14 protein-coding genes are annotated in these 15,718 nt (G+C 72.3%); 7 read left to right on the plus strand and 7 right to left on the minus strand.

From position 1 onward, the window contains the following. The first annotated feature begins 172 nt into the window (after positions 1–172). Positions 173–649 (plus strand): universal stress protein, encoded by a 477-nt coding sequence (locus ACKI2N_RS08240; protein ID WP_420993733.1) that lies wholly within the window; start codon positions 173–175, stop codon positions 647–649. Positions 650–668: 19 nt separating this feature from the next. After that, complete coding sequence (locus ACKI2N_RS08245) at positions 669–1,211, plus strand: flavodoxin family protein (protein WP_420993734.1); 543 nt, start codon at positions 669–671, stop codon at positions 1,209–1,211. Positions 1,212–1,259: 48 nt separating this feature from the next. On the opposite strand, the gene ACKI2N_RS08250 is transcribed toward ACKI2N_RS08245, so the two are convergent. The 3 genes from ACKI2N_RS08250 to ACKI2N_RS08260 form a co-directional block, all read right to left on the minus strand. Further along, a complete protein-coding gene (locus ACKI2N_RS08250; protein WP_420993735.1) occupies positions 1,260–2,813 on the minus strand; it encodes an AAA family ATPase in 1,554 nt (517 codons plus the stop codon). Between the two features lie 133 nt (positions 2,814–2,946). Further along, entirely contained in the window at positions 2,947–3,753 is an 807-nt protein-coding gene (gene fnr, locus ACKI2N_RS08255) for a fumarate/nitrate reduction transcriptional regulator Fnr (RefSeq protein ID WP_420993736.1), read from the minus strand. Between the two features lie 91 nt (positions 3,754–3,844). Then, positions 3,845–4,276 carry a response regulator gene (locus ACKI2N_RS08260; RefSeq protein ID WP_420993737.1) on the minus strand — a complete coding sequence of 144 codons (432 nt, stop codon included), beginning with the start codon at positions 4,274–4,276 and terminating at the stop codon, positions 3,845–3,847. Positions 4,277–4,512: 236 nt separating this feature from the next. Between ACKI2N_RS08260 and ACKI2N_RS08265 the strand changes: the two genes are divergently transcribed. The 3 genes from ACKI2N_RS08265 (at position 4,513) to ACKI2N_RS08275 (ending at position 7,915) form a co-directional block, all read left to right on the plus strand. Beyond that, positions 4,513–5,667, plus strand: a complete 1,155-nt coding sequence (locus tag ACKI2N_RS08265) for a PAS domain-containing sensor histidine kinase (RefSeq protein WP_420993738.1) — start codon at positions 4,513–4,515, stop codon at positions 5,665–5,667. Further along, positions 5,664–6,308 (plus strand): response regulator, encoded by a 645-nt coding sequence (locus ACKI2N_RS08270; protein WP_420993739.1) that lies wholly within the window; start codon positions 5,664–5,666, stop codon positions 6,306–6,308. Before ACKI2N_RS08265 ends, ACKI2N_RS08270 begins: the two co-directional genes overlap by 4 nt. A 248-nt stretch (positions 6,309–6,556) precedes the next feature. Next, complete coding sequence (locus tag ACKI2N_RS08275) at positions 6,557–7,915, plus strand: MBL fold metallo-hydrolase RNA specificity domain-containing protein (RefSeq protein ID WP_420993740.1); 1,359 nt, start codon at positions 6,557–6,559, stop codon at positions 7,913–7,915. A gap of 120 nt (positions 7,916–8,035) precedes the next feature. Here the strand turns inward: ACKI2N_RS08275 and ACKI2N_RS08280 are convergent, their stop codons facing one another. From ACKI2N_RS08280 to ACKI2N_RS08290, 3 genes are read right to left on the minus strand one after another with little or no spacing between them, the layout of a single operon-like run. After that, positions 8,036–9,847, minus strand: coding sequence for a PHA/PHB synthase family protein (locus ACKI2N_RS08280; protein WP_420993741.1), 1,812 nt, complete (start codon positions 9,845–9,847; stop codon positions 8,036–8,038). After that, positions 9,844–10,590 carry an acetoacetyl-CoA reductase gene (gene phbB, locus ACKI2N_RS08285; protein ID WP_420993742.1) on the minus strand — a complete coding sequence of 249 codons (747 nt, stop codon included), beginning with the start codon at positions 10,588–10,590 and terminating at the stop codon, positions 9,844–9,846. The genes ACKI2N_RS08280 and phbB overlap by 4 nt, the downstream gene beginning before the upstream one ends. Beyond that, positions 10,580–11,092 carry a hypothetical protein gene (locus ACKI2N_RS08290; RefSeq protein WP_420993743.1) on the minus strand — a complete coding sequence of 171 codons (513 nt, stop codon included), beginning with the start codon at positions 11,090–11,092 and terminating at the stop codon, positions 10,580–10,582. Before ACKI2N_RS08290 ends, phbB begins: the two co-directional genes overlap by 11 nt. 332 nt (positions 11,093–11,424) lie before the next feature. Between ACKI2N_RS08290 and ACKI2N_RS08295 the strand changes: the two genes are divergently transcribed. Then, a complete protein-coding gene (locus ACKI2N_RS08295; RefSeq protein WP_420993744.1) occupies positions 11,425–12,684 on the plus strand; it encodes an MgtC/SapB family protein in 1,260 nt (419 codons plus the stop codon). 28 nt (positions 12,685–12,712) lie between these two features. On the opposite strand, the gene ACKI2N_RS08300 is transcribed toward ACKI2N_RS08295, so the two are convergent. Then, a complete protein-coding gene (locus ACKI2N_RS08300) occupies positions 12,713–13,051 on the minus strand; it encodes a hypothetical protein (RefSeq protein ID WP_420993745.1) in 339 nt (112 codons plus the stop codon). Between the two features lie 605 nt (positions 13,052–13,656). On the opposite strand from ACKI2N_RS08300, the gene ACKI2N_RS08305 reads away from it, so the two are divergent. After that, entirely contained in the window at positions 13,657–15,519 is a 1,863-nt protein-coding gene (locus ACKI2N_RS08305; RefSeq protein WP_420993746.1) for an ABC transporter ATP-binding protein, read from the plus strand. Positions 15,520–15,718: the final 199 nt, after the last annotated feature.

The following is a 15,718-nucleotide window of genomic DNA, read 5'->3' on the forward strand; positions in this document are numbered from 1 at the left end:
GGCCGGCCCGCGATGGCGGGGCAGGCCGCAAAGCTGCGAAATGCATGATCCACATCAACATGGCCGGCGCCGGCGCGCACAAACTGGAAGCATCGGGACGAAGGCTGCCGCAGGGGCGGCGCCATGCTCCCCCTGGATGGCCGCGCAGTGACCGCGGCGGGAGAGAAAGACGATGTACAGCAAGATACTGGTTGCCGTGGACGGCAGCGAATCCGCCGCGCAGGCGCTCACCGAGGCCCTGCGGCTGGCCGCGGCCATGCATTCCGAACTGATCGTGGTGCACGTGATCGACAACACCTATCTCAGGTACGAGGTGGGCTACGTCGACCTGACCGACCTGCGCGCCAGCCTGATCGAAGGCGGGCGGCTGGTGCTGGAGCAGGCGCAGGCCAGGGCGGCGGAAGCCAAGGTGAAGTGCACGCCGGTCATGATCGACGACGCGCTGTCGGTGGGCGACGTGTCCGCCGCGATCGAGCAGGCGGCCGAGCAGAACGGCGCCGACCTGCTGGTGGTGGGCACGCACGGCCGCCGCGGCGTGCGGCGGTTGCTGATGGGCAGTGTCGCCGAAGGCCTGGTGCGGCAGTGCCGCCTGCCGGTGCTGCTGGTGCATGCGCCGCAGCAGGCACAACAGGCACAACAGGCGCGCTAGCGCCGGCACGGGGGGAGACATGATGGAAAAGAACGGGCAAGCCATCCAGATCGTCTACTACTCGCGCACCGGCACCGCGCGCCAGGTCGCCGAAGACCTGGCGGCGGTGACCGGCTGGCCGCTCGCCGAGGTCGGCGACCTGGCCAGCCGCGCCGGCCTGTCCGGCGACGTGCGCTGCGTGATCGACAACCTGCTGCAGCGGCACGTGGGCTACCGCTATGCCGGCCCGGCGCCGGCCGAATGCCGGCGGCTGGTGATCGTGGCGCCGGTCTGGATCGGCAAGCTGGCCGCGCCGATGCGCAGTTTCCTGCGCGACCGCGCGCCGCTGGCCTGCGAGACCTCGGTGATCTGCGTGATGGCCAGGCAGGGCGCGTTCAACGCGGCGGAAGAGATCGCCCGGCTGGGCAAGACGCCGCCGGCGCCGGTGCTCGCGCTGCGCCAGAGCGACGTCGTGAGCGGCACCGCGCAGCAGGCCTTGCGGACCTTCGCCGACCAGGTGGCGGCCGCCAGCGGGCAGGGCGGCGCGCAGCGGCCGGCCTGGATTTCGCCCAACGAGGCCTGATTCGCCGCTGGCGGGCCCTTCGTCCGCCGCCTCATTCCCTCCGCCGCCTCATCCGCTCCCGTTCTGCCCGCATCGACTGCCGGGCGCGGGGAGCGCATCGACCCGCACCACATGGCGCCATTCGTCGCTGGCCAGCGGCTCCTGCGCGCGCCGCTGTCCTTCCAGCACGTCGAGCGTCGCCTCCGAGGGGTCGCCGCCTTGGCGCGCCCTGGCCGCGATGCGCTCGCGCAGGACGGCCACGTCGGCTTCGCAGTCGACGATGGAGAACGGCACGCCGCGCCGCGCCGCCAGCGCGGCGAACCGCTGCCGCTGGCGGCGCGCGAGGAAGGTCGCGTCGGCGATCATCGGGAAGCCCGCGCCGCTGCCGAGGCGGCAGATCGCCAGCATCCGCCGGTAGACGCGCGCGGTCTGGTCCGGCGCGTAGAGGTGGAGGCCGGGGCCATGCGCGGCCCGCTGGCGTTCGGCGTCCGAGCGCACGCGCACCATCGCGCCGGCGAGCGCGAGGCGCCGGGAAACCGTGCTTTTGCCGCTGCCGGACAGCCCGTGCATGATGGTGATGGCGCCCGGGCGCCGCGTCAGCGCGGCGCTGGCCAGCCCCAGCAGGTCCTTGCAGAGCAGCCTGGTCCTTGCCATTGCCTCGGCGCTGACGGTGCCGGCCAGGCTGCGCTGGCGCGCACGCTCGAGCAGCACCCGCGCGCGCACCACGGCGCGCATGGCGGTGTAGAAGGGCAGCACGGCCAGCCCGGCGTAGTCGCCGCTGCATTCCAGGTAGGTGTTGAGCAGGTGGTAGGCCAGGTCCTGCCGGCCATGGTGCTGCAGGTCCATGAACAGGAAGGCGACGTCGCTGATGGTGTCGATCCAGCGCAGGCCGGCATCGAATTCCAGGCAGTCGAACGGCGTGGGCACGCCGTCGATCAGGGCAATGTTGCCGAGATGGAGGTCGCCATGGCATTCCCTGACGTGGCCGCTGGCCAGCCGCTTGCCGAACGCCGCGCCCAGCGACGCGGCCCGCGCGCGCAGCAGCGCCGCCACCTGTGCCGTCATGCCGGCGTCGGTCGCCAGCGCGGCCAGGCCGGCCAGGGCTTGCTCCATCACCGCGGCGATCTGCGCGGGGGTGCCGTGGCCGCCGGCGCCGGCCGCCGCCGGGGCGGCCCGGTGGAACGCGGCGAGCTGGCGGCCCAGCGCCTCGACCTGCGCGCCGGTCAGCTGGTCCGCTTCGGCCATCGCGGCCAGCACGTCGCGCTGGCGGAAGCGGCGCATCTTCACCGCGTATTCCAGCGCCGGGCCAGCGCCGCCGACCATCACCGTGGGCGGCCCGCCCTCGGTGGCGGCCGGGTCGGCGGCGGTGACAGGCACCACGCCGAGGTACAGCGCCGCGGCCAGCCGCCGGTTCAGCCGCAGCTCGGTTTCGCAGTCGGCGCGCCGGGCCGCCAGGCTGCGGAAGTCGACGAAGTCCAGGCATACCGGCTTGCGCACCTTGTAGGCAAACGCGCCGGCCAGGAAGACCCGCGAGATATGGGTCTCGATCAGCGTGACCTTGCTCACGGGGTGGGGGTAGGCCGCCGGACGCATCAGCGCCCGCGTGAGTCCCTCGGATTCCATGCTGCGCTCTCCCGGTGGCGCCCGCCGGTGTCGGGCAGGCCAGGTCTCCATGCTATGCGGGCGGCCGGGCAGCGGCTTGACGGGGGTCAAGGACGGCGGCGGCGCGGCGCGCCAGGCCCCGGGTGGCGCCAGGCTAGATGCGGTCCAGCGCGTCCAGGTCCAGCAGGCTGATGCGCTTGCCGTGCACGCTGATCAGGCCGTCGCGCTGGAAGCGCGACAGGGTCCGGCTGACGGTTTCCAGCTTCATGCCGAGATAGCTGCCGATTTCCTCGCGGGTCATGCGCAGCGCCAGTTCGCGCGGCGAGTAGCCGCGCGCCTTCTGGCGCGCCGAGATATTGAGCAGGAAGGCCGCCACGCGTTGCTCGGAGCACAGGCTGGCCAGCAGCAGCATGACGCCGGATTCGCGCACGATCTCGCTGCTCAGCATGCGGTGCACCTGCTGCTGCAGCGAGCGCATCTCGCGGCAGAGCGCCTCCAGCAGGTGGAAGGGAATCACGCACACCGCGCTGTCCTCCAGCGCGATGGCGTCGCAGGCATGCTGCTCGGCGCAGATGCCGTCGAGCCCCAGCGTCTCGCCGGTGAGGAAGAAGCCGCTGACCTGCTCGCAGCCGTTGGCGTGGGCCACCACCGTCTTGAACGAACCGGAGCGCAGCGCGTAGATGCTCTGGAAGGCATCGCCGGCGCGGTAGAGCGCCTCGCCGCGCCTGACCATGCGCCAGTTGTGGATGACCGTGTCGAGGCGCACGCGCTCGGCGTCGTTGAGCTTGCCGCCCAGGCAGATTGCCTGCATGGCGCAGTTCGAGCAGCTTGCCTTGTGGCTGGTGCCCGCGCGCGCGGCGGGCTCCCGGCACGGCTCCTGCGACAAGGACCGCAGAACCTGGGGGGCGTGGATGGCAGCGCTGGCTGCCGGCGGTGCTTCCTGTTGCAGGTGGTTTGACATGGTGGCCTCGTTCATCCTTGGGCATGCCGGTCGGCATGCCGATTCAAATGCGTTCTTTCATTCCCGATACGCCGTCGATGCAGCATCCGCATCAATACGCCGCGCTGCTTTCCGGCGCTGCCAGCCGCGTGGCCTGCTTCTGCGCGGCAAGGCCCAGGAGGGCGCCGCGCAGGGCATCCAGCTCCATGGTCTTGTCGAAGAAAAACGACGCGCCGGCCTGCATGCAGGCATGGCGCATCGGTGGAATCGAACAGTTGCTCAGCACGATGATGGTGGCCTGCCGGCGCATGCGCGCCAGCTCCCGCAGCGCGCGCATGCCGGCGCCGCGGCGCAGCGGCAGCGCCAGGATGACGACGTCGGGCAGCAGGATCAGCGCCGCCAGCATGGCCGCGCGCGGCTCCCGCGACGAGGCCAGCAGCTCCACCTCGCTCATCGCGCGCAGCATCCGCGTCAGCCGCGCGCTGATCATGGGCGCGTGCTCCAGCACGAGGACGGTCAGCGGTTCGGTGGTCGGCGGATTCATGCCATGCAGTATCGTTGCCGCCCCCGCGCGGCGAAAGCAGCGCCGGCTGAGAATGCCGTCCGGAAAAGGAAGGACCTTGTCAGGTTTTCCTGACAAGGCGGGAATCGGATGCCCGCCGCGCGGCCCGAATGCGTATCATGCAGATCGGCTACCTTTCATCTCCGCCGGCCGGCCTGCGCGACTTCGCCGGGCCGGCCTCCCGCGGAACATGCTTCGCCCCAAAGACGGCTCCCGACATGGCTACCCACCAGACCGCCCCCCCGATACCCGACGGGCACGACCTCGCGCACACCCAGGCCAGCGAGGCGCGCCTGGCCGGCATCATCCGCTCCTCGATGGAAGCCATCATCACGGTGGACGAGAACCAGCGCGTGGTGTTGTTCAACCCGATGGCCGAGCGGCTGTTCGGCTGCGCGGCGGCCGAAGCGATCGGCCGGCCGCTCGCCGACTTTATCCCGGCGCGCTTTCGTGAGGCGCATGAGGCACATGTACGCCGCTTCGGCGTGACCGGCGTGACGGAGCGCCAGATGGGCCTGCAGCGCGTGCTGCACGCGCTGCGCCGCGATGGCACCGAGTTTCCCATCGAAGCGTCGATCTCGCAGACCCAGGACGGCCACGGCAAGCTGTTTACCGTGATCCTGCGCGACACCACCGAGCGGGTCCGCGCGGAAGCCGCCATGCGCCAGTCGCGCGAGGAGCTGCAGCAGCTCTCCGACCGCGTCCAGGCCTCGCGCGAGGAGGAGCGCCGCCGTATCGCGCGCGAGCTGCACGACGACCTCGGTCAGCGCCTGAGCGCGCTGAAGATGGACCTGGCCATCCTGGCCGGCGACCTGCGCGAGGCCGGCGTCGCGCAGGGGCTGCTGGACCAGGCCGCGGCCATGCACCTGGTGATCGACGAGACCGTGGCGTCGGTGCGGCGCATCGCCGCCGACCTGCGCCCGGCCCTGCTCGACGAGCTGGGGCTGATCCCGGCCATCGAGTGGCTGGCCAAGGAGTTCTCCGCGCGCTACGGCATTGCCGTGGCGGTCCACGCCGCGGAAGAGGAAGACGTGGGCGAGCGCGCCGCCACGGCGGTATTCCGCATCGTGCAGGAGGCGCTCAGCAACGTGGTGCAGCACGCCGCGGCCAGCCGGGTGGACATCGAGCTGGTGCGCCACCCGGCGCACTACGAGCTGGCGGTGCGCGACAACGGCCGCGGCGCCGCCAGCCGGCCGGCGCGCGGACAGCGCATCTCGCTGGGCCTGGTGGGCATCCGCGAGCGCGCGCGCCTGCTGGCCGGCACGGTTTCCACCACGCCGGCCGAGGGCGCGGGCTTCTGCCTGACGGTCTGCTTTCCCGTGCCCGGCACGGATCCGGATGCCGACAAGACCAGCGCGGAGGGCCTGGCATGATTCCCGTGATGATCGCCGACGACCATGCCGTGGTGCGCGACGGCCTGCGCCATATCCTCGGCAGGTCCGGCGGTTTCGAGGTGGTGGGCGAGGCCGTCGACGGCACCCAGGTGCTGCAGATGGCGCGCGAATGCAAGCCGCGCGTGATCCTGCTGGACCTGTCCATGCCCGGGCGCAGCGGCCTGGAGCTGATCAGGCAGCTGCGCGCCGAGCAGCCGGGGCTGCGTATCCTGGTGCTGACCATGCACGCCGAGGAGCAATACGTGGTGCGCGCGTTCCGCGCCGGGGCGGCCGGCTACCTGACCAAGGAAAGCGCGGCGACCGAACTGGTCAGCGCCATCGGCAAGGTGGCGGCGGGCGGCACCTACGTGAGCCCGGCGATGGCCGAGAAGCTGGCCAACAGCCTGCAGGACGAGCACCGCGACGAGCCGCACCTGCGCCTGTCGGACCGCGAGATGGAAGTCTACCGGCGGCTCGTGCTCGGCGAGCCGCTGACCGATATCGCCGCCGCCCTGTGCGTCAGCGCCAAGACCGTGAGCACGTACAAGATGCGGCTGATGGAGAAGATGCAGCTGCCCAGCGAGGCCGCGCTGGTGCGGTATGCGATCCGCCACCGGCTGTTCGACGAAGGCGAGATCTGACGCGGCGGCGGCCTTGATCTGGAACAAGGCCGCCCGTCCCGCCTGTGCCACCATGAAGCGAAGGCCCGGTCCCGGGCCATTGCCTTCGACAAGACGCTGCGCCGGCAGGCCACGGCCCGGCAGCGGCGCCGCCCATGGAGCACAGCATGCGAGATCCCCGCACTTCCCCCGTTTCCCGTGTCCCGGCGGCCGCCGTGCCGGCGGTGTCCGCCGGCGCCGCGGGCCGGCGCGCCTGACGGAGCGCCGCCATGGAACTGCAGTTTCTCGGCGCCACCGACACCGTCACCGGCTCCCGCTACGTGCTCGACACCGGCCGCAGCCGCGTGATGGTGGACTGCGGCCTGTTCCAGGGCTACAAGGCGCTGCGGCTGCGCAACTGGGAGCCGCTGCCGTTCGATGCCGCCAGGCTCGACGCGGTGGTGCTGACGCACGCGCACATCGACCATAGCGGCTACCTGCCGCTGCTGGTGCGCAACGGCTTCCGCGGGCGGGTCTTCTGCACCATGGGCACCGCCCAGCTCTGCAACATCCTGCTGCCCGATTCCGCCCACCTGGCCGAAGAGGATGCGCACTTCGCCAACCGCCACGGTTTCTCGCGCCACCATCCGGCCATGCCGCTCTACGACGGCGCCGACGCCGTGCGCGCGCTGCGGCGGCTGGAGCCGTCCCACTACGACACGCGCGTGGCCGTGGCGCCCGGCGTCGAAGCGGAGTTCCAGCGGGCCGGGCATATCATCGGCTCGGCCATCGTGACGCTGCACGCGGGCGGCAGGCGCATCGTCTTCTCGGGCGACCTGGGGCGGCAGCACGACACCGTCATGCGCGCGCCGGAGATGGTGCGCGAGGCGGACTACCTGCTGGTGGAATCCACCTACGGCAACCGCGCCCATCCCGCCGGCGATCCGCTCGACATGCTGGGCGAGATCGTCAGCCGCACCATCGGCCGCGGCGGCAGCGTGGTGATTCCCGCCTTCGCCGTGGGGCGCAGCCAGGCGCTGCTGTACTGCCTCTACCGCCTGCGCCAGCAGCACCGCATCCCGCCGGTGCCGGTCTACCTCGACAGCCCGATGGCCATCGACGCCACCACGGTGTTCGCGCTGCATCCCGACGAATTGCGGATCGAGCGCGCCGACTGCACCGCGGCCTGCAACATGGCCATCCTGGTGCAGAGCGTGCAGCAGTCCGCCTGGCTCAAGGGCGACCGGACGCCCAAGATCATCCTGGCGGGCAGCGGCATGGCCACCGGCGGGCGCGTGGTGCATCACCTCGAGACCTATGGCCGGGACGCGCGCAACACCATCCTGCTGTCGGGCTTCCAGGCGGCCGGCACGCGCGGCGCCGCGCTCGCCGCGGGCGCGCGCGAGCTGCGCATCCACGGCAAGACGGTGCCCATCCAGGCCGCGGTGGCGCAGATCGAAACCCTCTCCGCGCACGCCGACGCCGACGAGCTGATGACGTGGCTGGGCGGCTTCGGCCACGCGCCGCGGCAGACCTTCGTGGTGCATGGCGAACCGGCGGCCAGCGATGCCTTGCGCCAGCGCATCGAGCGCGAGCTGCGCTGGCCGGTCACGATGCCGGAGTACCTGCGGTCTTATCCGCTGGACTGAGGCCGGACCGGGATTGCGCCGGACCGGGGGGAGTTGAGGAACTGAGGTATCCGTTCGTCGGCGCCGCCGGATTGCCTGCGGGCCGGGCATGGCCCGGCCCGCGGCCATCGCGCCGCGGCGCTAGCTTTCCAGCACGTAGCTGCCCGGCGCCTCGGCGAGCGCGCCGGGCGCGGGGTCGCGCGCCGCCACGCGGGCGCCGGAGTGCGAGGCCAGCCATTCCTGCCAGCACGGCCACCACGATCCCTCGTGCCGCGCCGCCCGGGCCAGGAATTGCTCCGGGCTGCCGTAGTCGGCGCGCGCCGCGCGCGTGGCCACGCGGTAGCGCCGCCCCGGATGGCCCGGCTCGGAGACGATGCCGGCATTGTGCCCGCCCGAGGTCAGCAGGAAGGTCAACTCGGCCGAGGTCAGCAGGTGCAGCTTGTAGACCGAGCGCCACGGCGAGACGTGGTCATGCTCGGTGCCGACGGCGAAGAGCGGCAGTTCCAGGTCGGCCAGCGCCACCGGGCGGCCGTCCACGCAATAGCGGCCTTCGGCCAGGTCGTTGGTAAGGAAGAGCTTGTGCAGGCATTCCGAATGCATGCGGTAGGGCAGGCGGGTGAGATCGCGGTTCCACGACACCAGGTCGTTGGGGCGCAGCCGCTTGCCGAGCAGGTACTCGCTCATCATGCGCGACCAGACCAGGTCGCGCGAGTGCAGCATCTGGAAGGCGGCGGCCATCTGCGGGCCGTCCAGGTAGCCCTGCCGGCGCATGGTGGCGTCCAGCGTCGACAGCGCGCTGCTGTCGATGAACAGGCCGAGCTCGCCCGGCTCGGAGAAGTCGGTCTCGCTGGCGAACAGGGTCAGGCTGCGCAGCGGCGCGCCGTCGCCTGCGCCCTCGCCGTCGCGGCTGAGCGCCGCCGCGCAGATCGCCATCAGCGTGCCGCCCAGGCAATAGCCGGCGGCGTGGATGCGGGTGCCGGGGCAGCGCTCCTGCACCACGCGCAGGGCTTCGCGCGGGCCCAGCCGCAGGTAGTCGTCGAGCCCGGTGTCGCGCGCCTCGGCGCCCGGGTTCTTCCAGGAGATCATGAAGACGGTGTGGCCTTGCCCGACCAGGTAGCGCACCATCGAGTCGTGCGGCTGCAGGTCCAGGATGTAGTACTTCATGATCCACGACGGCACGATCAGCACCGGTTCGCGCCACACCTCGGCGCCGGCCGGCGCGTACTGGATCAGCTCCATCAGCGCGTTGCGGAACACCACCTTGCCGGGCGTGACGGCCACGTCGCGGCCCACCTTGAAGGCGGGCGGGCGGCGCAGCGCGGGCTCGTGGGTGAGGTCGGCCACCACGTCCTGCAGGTCTTCGAGCCAGTTCTGCGCGCCGTTGGCGAAATTGCCGCCGGCGCTGGCGGCGGCCGCCTGCAGCACCACCGGGTTGAGCCACCACACGTTGCCGGGCGAGCAGGTGTCGAGCATCTGCCGCACGCAGAACGACACCAGCCGCTCGTGGTGCGGCGACACGCCGGTCAGCCCGTGGGTGAGCGATTCCCACAGCGCTTCGTTGCTGTGGAAGGCATCGCGCCAGCAGCAGTAGGGCCAGCGGGACCAGGCCGGATCGGCGAAGCGCAGGTCGGCCGGCGGCGCGGGCTGCGCGCCGGGCACGGCGCCGGGAGACGTGCCGGGAAGCGCGCCCGGAAGCGCGCCGGCGCCGGCGGCGATGGTGCTGCCGAGCCACTCTCCCACGGCGGCGCTGACCTTGCCGGGCGAGATGGCGGCGTGCATGGCCCAGTCCAGGCCGGCCAGCCAGAACGATGCCAGCGAGAGGCCTTGCGTGGTGGCGGCCAGCGCGGAGCGGACCTGTTCGTCGAGCAATTCGGGCGGCCCGGCCGGCGCCGGGGCGCAGCCGCATCCGGCCTCGGCGGCGGCGAGTTCCTTGTTCGGGGTCGGCGCGTTCATTGCATGTGCTGCCCGCCGTTGATGGCGATATTGGCGCCGGTGATGAAGGCGGCGTCCTCGGAACACAGGAACGCGATCAGCGCGCCCACTTCGTCGGGCCGGCCCAGCCGGCCCAGCGGGATCTGCGGCAGGATGCGGGTCTGCAGGATGTCGGCGGGAATGTCGGTGACCATGTGCGTGGCGAGGTAGCCGGGCGAGACCGTGTTCACGGTGACGCCCTTGGTGGCCAGCTCCAGCGCCAGCGACTTGCTGAAGCCGTGGATGCCGGCCTTGGCCGTGGCGTAGTTGGTCTGGCCGAAGGCGCCCTTGGAACCGTTGACCGAGGCGATGTTGACGATGCGCCCCCAGCCGCGCCCGGCCATGCCTTCGCACAGCGGCTTGGTCATGTTGAAGATCGAGTCGAGATCGGTCCTGAGCACGATGTCCCAGTCGGCCTTGGTCATGCGCCGGAAGGTCATGTCGCGCGTGATGCCGGCGTTGTTGACCAGGATGTCGACCTGGCCCGCCTGCGCCAGCACCTCGGCGGCGCAGCGCTGGCAGGCGTCGAAATCGGCCACGTCGACGGCGAACGCGCTGAACTCCCGCCCGGCCTCGCGCTGGCGCGCGAGCCAGGCCTGTACGTGGTCGTTGGCCATGGAGTGGGTGACGGCGACGCGGTGGCCGGCGTCGTGCAGGCGGATCGCGATGGCCTCGCCGAGGCCGCCCATGCCGCCGGTGACCAGGGCGGTGCGCTTAGCTGGCATGGGCGACGCTCCTCGGCTTGCCGGCGGCCGTGTTGCCGGGCGCGGCCTCGCCGGCGGCGGCATTTTCCGCCGGCGTCCAGCCCGTGGCCTGGCTGAGTTTCTCGAACAGGTCCTTCACCGGCGCGGCCAGCGCGGAGGGGTTGCCCGCCTGCTGCCACAGCGCGGCCTGGCAGCGCTGCCAGGATTCGCCGGTTTCGCGCATCTGCTCCATCAGCGCGTTCTGGTCGTGGATGGCCAGCCGCATCCAGGCCTGGATCAGGCTCGCGCAATGCTCGGCCTGGCCGCGGAACAGGGCGGCCGGCAGCGCGGCGAGCGCGGCGAAGTCGCCCGCGCCGACGATCTGCGCGCCCATTTCCCGGGTGGCCTTGATGTCCTTGCGCACCGCTTCGAGCTCGGCCTCGAGCAGGCGCTCGCGGCTTTCCTGCAGCAGGGTCAGGGCCCGCAGGCCCGTCTCGCACGGGAAAGCCAGGACGTCGCTGGGGATGCTGGTGGGTTCTGCCATGGTGGGTCTCCTTGGTTTGCGCGCGCCATGCCGGCCGCCGCAGTGCCGGGCGGGAGGCGGGGCAAAAGCAGGACATGCCGTGGCGGACCGCGGGGGAATCGTCCGGGATTTGTCCCGTCGGAAGGGAGCAGGGCGATGCGCGCGATGAAGGCCGGCTGCGCATCGGTCCGTGCATTGATTCTAGGAGAGCGCTGATTGCGCTTGTTGATTCGCGTCAAGCTTCGGCATCGCGCGCCGGATTTGCGGCGCATCAAGCAAAATGTGCGCTTGCGGTCCAGACTGACCGCCAGAGCGCTGGCATTGCGCCCGCCCCCGGCCCGAGGAGCCCCGGCATGGATCAGACGGTAGTCGCTTTCTGCGTTGCCCTGGGCATCGGCCTGGGGTTCGGGGTCGAGCGCGAGCGCAGCCAGGCGGCCGAGGGCGCCGAGGCCGCCGCCGGCCTGCGCACCTTCGCCATCGCCAGCCTCTGCGGCGCGCTGGGCGCCTTCCTGCCCAGCGCCGGGCTGCTGCCCGCGGTCCTGCTCGGCGTGGCCGCCCTGGCCGCCGTGGGCTACCGGCATACCGCGGCGAAGGATCCCGGCCTGACCACGGAGTTCGCCTTGCTGTGCACGGTGCTGCTCGGCGCGCTCGCGATTACGCATCCCGCCCTCGCCGCCGGCATCGCCACGGTGCTGGTGAGCCTGCTGCATGGCAAGGCGAGCCTGCACCGGCTGGTGCGCAGCGCGCTGACCCGCCAGGAGGTCAGCGACGCCCTGGCGCTGGCGGTCGCCGCGCTGGTGGTCTGGCCTTTGCTGCCGGACCGCTACATGGGGCCGCTGGAAGCCTGGAATCCGCGCACGCTCTGGCTGGTGGCGGTGCTGGTCATGATGATGGGGGCGGCCGGGCATATCGCCACGCGCGTGTTCGGGGAAAAGGCGGGGTTGCCGCTGACCGGCCTGTTCGGCGGCTTCGTCTCCAGCGTGGCGACCGTCGCCTCGATGGCGGCCCTGGTACGCAAGGCGCCCGCCACGCGCGACGCGGCGGTGGCCGCCGCCTTGCTCTCCAGCGTCGCCACGTTCGCGCAGATGCTGCTGTTGCTTGCCGCCACCAGCGCGGCGGCACTGCGGGTGCTGGCGATACCGCTCGCGGCCGGGCTGGCGACGATGGCGGCCTGCGCCGGCGTCTGGCTGTGGCGGGCGCTGCGCCGGCAGGCCGGCCAGGAAGACGCGCGGGTGGGCGCGCGGGCGGCGGGCCAGCGCATGGACTGGCGGGTGGCGGCGGGCTTCGTCGGGCTCATGGCGCTGCTGATGCTCGTCAACGCCGCCAGCCGGACGTGGTCCGGCGCGGGCGTGCTGCTGGGCGTCGCGCTGGCCGGCGGGTTCGCCGACGCCCACGCGGCGACGGTCTCGGTGGCCGCGCAGGTGGCGGCCGGGCGCGTGTCCGCCGAGGCCGCGGTGTGGCCGGTGCTGGCGGCGTTTTCCGCCAACACGGCGACCAAGCTCGTGGCGGCCGCCGCCGGCGGCGCGGCCTTCGCCTGGCGCGTCGCGGCAGGGCTGTTGCTGGCGGCGGCCTCGACCTGGGGCGCCGCGCTGGCGCTGGCCGCCTGGCGCTGACGGCGGCCGCGGCGCGGCCGTGCCGCGCTCAGCCGCGCCGGTCGAGCGCCAGCGCGCACAGCGCGCCGCAGGTGGCGGCGAAGGCGGCGGCCACGCCGAGCAGGCGCCACGGGTGCTCATGCACGAATTCGTCGCCGGCATCCGCCCACTGACGGGCCCGGCCGCGGCTTTCCGCCTCCAGTTCCCGCAGGCGCTGCCGCAGGGTTTCCAGCCGCGCCCGCAATGGCGCGCGGTCGTGGCCGGCCTGCTCGCCGGCTGCGGCCGCCGCCTCGCGCAGCAATGCGTGCAGATCGGCCAGCAAGGCTTCGATGTCGCGCATCAGCGCGGCGCGGTGCGCGGACAGCTCGGAGCTCGTGTCGTCGTTCATGGGGTTCTACCGGCAGGTTCGGACAGATTCGGGCAGGTTCGGATAAAGGCCGCGGGTGGGGGGAGACAGGGCAGGCGCCACTATAGGCAGCGCGCGGGTGTGCCGCTTGACCAGAGTCAAAACCATGGCGCGCGGCGGCGGCCGCCGCCGGGGTCCGGGCTGCCCTGGCTGCCCGCGCGGGGCCGCCGGGCAAGGCTTGTGCCCGGGCGCGCGGGCGGGGGCCGGCTCCGTTCTTCGCCGCGCTTCCACGTCGGGATTTGGCAACATGCGCGCCCCGCGGTATTGCCGTGGCCGCAGCCGCGCTGATAGAATCGCCTGCCTGAGCCTTCGCTCGGGTTTTTCGTTTTTACCCTTTTCTTTTCACCCATCACGACAAGGAGGTGCCCGATGTTCCGAATGCAATGCGCCTCCCCAGCCCCGCGACACGCCTGAGTCGTCGCCCGTGCCGGCCCCGGCCCGTGCTTTTTCCCGACAGCGTTCCCGACAGCTCGTTGCCCGCCCGCCGGCCCTGACCGGCAGCGCGCCGGCTACCGGCCCTGCTCCGTCGGTCTTGCTTCTCCCGACTGCAAAGTCCTGGCGCGCCCCGTGCGGCCAGGCCGTGACATATGGCTCGCAAAAAAACCAATCTGGGCGGACAGGCGTTCAAGAGCGTCCTCGGCTTCACCCTGCGGCACTGGCGCCAGCAGCCCGTGCGCACCGCCGCGATCGCGCTGCTGGCGCTGCTGTCCGCCCTGGCCGATGTCCTGACGCCGCTGTTCGCCGGCCGGCTGGTGGATGCGCTCGCGCAGGGATCCGCTGACAAGGCCGCCGCCTGGCATGGCGCGCTGGCCGCCTTCGGCTGGCTGGCCGCGCTCGGCGTGGCCGGCACGCTGCTGCGCCAGCTCGTCTTCATGAACATCATCGCGATGACGCTCAGGATGATGAGCGAGATCGCGGCCGGCGCCTTCCACCGGGTGCAGCGCCTGTCGTCGGACTGGCACGCGAACAGCTTCGCCGGCTCGACCGTGCGCAAGATCACGCGCGGCATGTGGGCGCTCGACCTGCTCAACGACACGCTGCTGATCGCGCTGCTGCCTTCGCTGGCGATGCTGGCCGGCGCCACCGCGCTGCTCGGCGCGCACTGGCCCGTGATGGGCGCCATCGTCGGCGTCGGCTCGCTGCTGTATATCGCGGTGACGGTGGCGCTGTCGCTCGGCTTCGTCGCGCCGGCGGCGCGGCTGGGCAACGCGTGGGACACGCGCATGGGCGGCGCGCTGGCCGACGCGGTCAGCTGCAATGCCGTGGTCAAGGCGTTCGGCGCGGAGGCCCGCGAGGAAGCGCGGCTGGCCCGCGTGATCGGCAAATGGCGCGCGCGCACGCGGCGCACCTGGGTGCGCGGCACCCTCAACGGCGGTGCGCAGGGCGGCATGCTGGTGGCGCTGCAGGCGGTGATCCTGGGCACGGCGCTGCTGCTGTGGCGGCGTGGCGAGGCGAGCGTGGGCGACATCACCTTCGCGCTGACGATGTTCTTCATGCTGCAGGGCTACCTGCGCGAGGTCGGCATGCATATCCGCAACCTGCAGCGCTCGGTCAACGACATGGAGGAGCTGGTGTCGCTCGACAGCCAGCCGCTCGGCGTCGAGGACCGGCCCGGCGCGCGCCCGATCCGCATCGGCCGCGGCGAGATCCGCTTCGAGCATGTGACGTTCCGCTACGGCGCGCAGGCCGCGCCGCTGTACGCGGATTTCTCGGTCCGCATCGCGGCGGGCGAGCGCGTCGGCCTGGTGGGCCATTCGGGCTCGGGCAAGACCAGCTTCATCAAGCTGATCCAGCGCCTGCACGACGTGTCGGCCGGCCGCATCATCATCGACGGGCAGGACATCGCGGGCGTCACGCAGGCGTCGCTGCGCAGCCAGATCTCGATCGTGCAGCAGGAGCCCTTGCTGTTCCACCGCACGCTGGCCGAGAACATCGCCTACGCCAGGCCGGGCGCGTCGCGAGCCGAGATCGAGCGGGCCGCGCGGCTGGCCGGCGCGCACGGCTTCATCGCCGCGCTGCCGGACGGCTACGACACGCTGGTCGGCGAGCGCGGGGTCAAGCTGTCGGGCGGCGAGCGGCAGCGCGTGGCGATCGCGCGGGCGTTCCTCGCCGACGCGCCGGTGCTGATCCTCGACGAGGCGACCTCGAGCCTCGACAGCGAAAGCGAGGCGCTGATCCAGCAGGCGATGGAGCGGCTGATGGTCGGGCGCACCACGCTGGTGGTCGCGCACCGGCTCTCGACCGTGCGCGCGCTCGACCGGCTGCTGGTGCTGGACCGCGGCCGGATCGTGGAGGAGGGCAGCCACGAGACGCTGGTCCGGCGCGAAGGCGGCATCTACCGGCGCCTGTTCGAGCGCCAGGCGCTGGAACTGACGCGCGGGCTGCCGGAGGGCGGCGCGGCGCCGCGCCGGCAGGCCGCCCCCGCCATGGCGGCGCTCGGCAAGGACTGACGGGCCGGGCGCGGCGGCGCATGCCGGGCAGGCGCGCCATGCCGGCGGATGCGCCGCAGCCGCCGCTTCGGCTATAGTATTTCCACCCGCGGCCCCGGTGGCGGCGTCTTCCCCGCGCCAGCCGCGCCGATCCGGCTGGCGCCGCGCCGATCGGCGGCCCGGCGCTTGCGCGGGGGCGCCGGCAAGGGGCCGATCGACA

The sequence above is a fragment of the Cupriavidus sp. 30B13 genome (assembly GCF_049059565.2).
Lineage (GTDB): Bacteria > Pseudomonadota > Gammaproteobacteria > Burkholderiales > Burkholderiaceae > Cupriavidus.

What these genes read in the sequence shown, in the direction of transcription:
- ACKI2N_RS08240 (WP_420993733.1), top strand. Translation starts at nt 173, where the DNA reads ATGTACAGCAAGATACTGGTTGCCGTGGACGGCAGCGAATCCGCCGCG.
- ACKI2N_RS08245 (WP_420993734.1), top strand. Translation starts at nt 669, where the DNA reads ATGATGGAAAAGAACGGGCAAGCCATCCAGATCGTCTACTACTCGCGC.
- ACKI2N_RS08250 (WP_420993735.1), bottom strand. Translation starts at nt 2,813, where the DNA reads ATGGAATCCGAGGGACTCACGCGGGCGCTGATGCGTCCGGCGGCCTAC.
- fnr (WP_420993736.1), bottom strand. Translation starts at nt 3,753, where the DNA reads ATGTCAAACCACCTGCAACAGGAAGCACCGCCGGCAGCCAGCGCTGCC.
- ACKI2N_RS08260 (WP_420993737.1), bottom strand. Translation starts at nt 4,276, where the DNA reads ATGAATCCGCCGACCACCGAACCGCTGACCGTCCTCGTGCTGGAGCAC.
- ACKI2N_RS08265 (WP_420993738.1), top strand. Translation starts at nt 4,513, where the DNA reads ATGGCTACCCACCAGACCGCCCCCCCGATACCCGACGGGCACGACCTC.
- ACKI2N_RS08270 (WP_420993739.1), top strand. Translation starts at nt 5,664, where the DNA reads ATGATTCCCGTGATGATCGCCGACGACCATGCCGTGGTGCGCGACGGC.
- ACKI2N_RS08275 (WP_420993740.1), top strand. Translation starts at nt 6,557, where the DNA reads ATGGAACTGCAGTTTCTCGGCGCCACCGACACCGTCACCGGCTCCCGC.
- ACKI2N_RS08280 (WP_420993741.1), bottom strand. Translation starts at nt 9,847, where the DNA reads ATGAACGCGCCGACCCCGAACAAGGAACTCGCCGCCGCCGAGGCCGGA.
- phbB (WP_420993742.1), bottom strand. Translation starts at nt 10,590, where the DNA reads ATGCCAGCTAAGCGCACCGCCCTGGTCACCGGCGGCATGGGCGGCCTC.
- ACKI2N_RS08290 (WP_420993743.1), bottom strand. Translation starts at nt 11,092, where the DNA reads ATGGCAGAACCCACCAGCATCCCCAGCGACGTCCTGGCTTTCCCGTGC.
- ACKI2N_RS08295 (WP_420993744.1), top strand. Translation starts at nt 11,425, where the DNA reads ATGGATCAGACGGTAGTCGCTTTCTGCGTTGCCCTGGGCATCGGCCTG.
- ACKI2N_RS08300 (WP_420993745.1), bottom strand. Translation starts at nt 13,051, where the DNA reads ATGAACGACGACACGAGCTCCGAGCTGTCCGCGCACCGCGCCGCGCTG.
- ACKI2N_RS08305 (WP_420993746.1), top strand. Translation starts at nt 13,657, where the DNA reads ATGGCTCGCAAAAAAACCAATCTGGGCGGACAGGCGTTCAAGAGCGTC.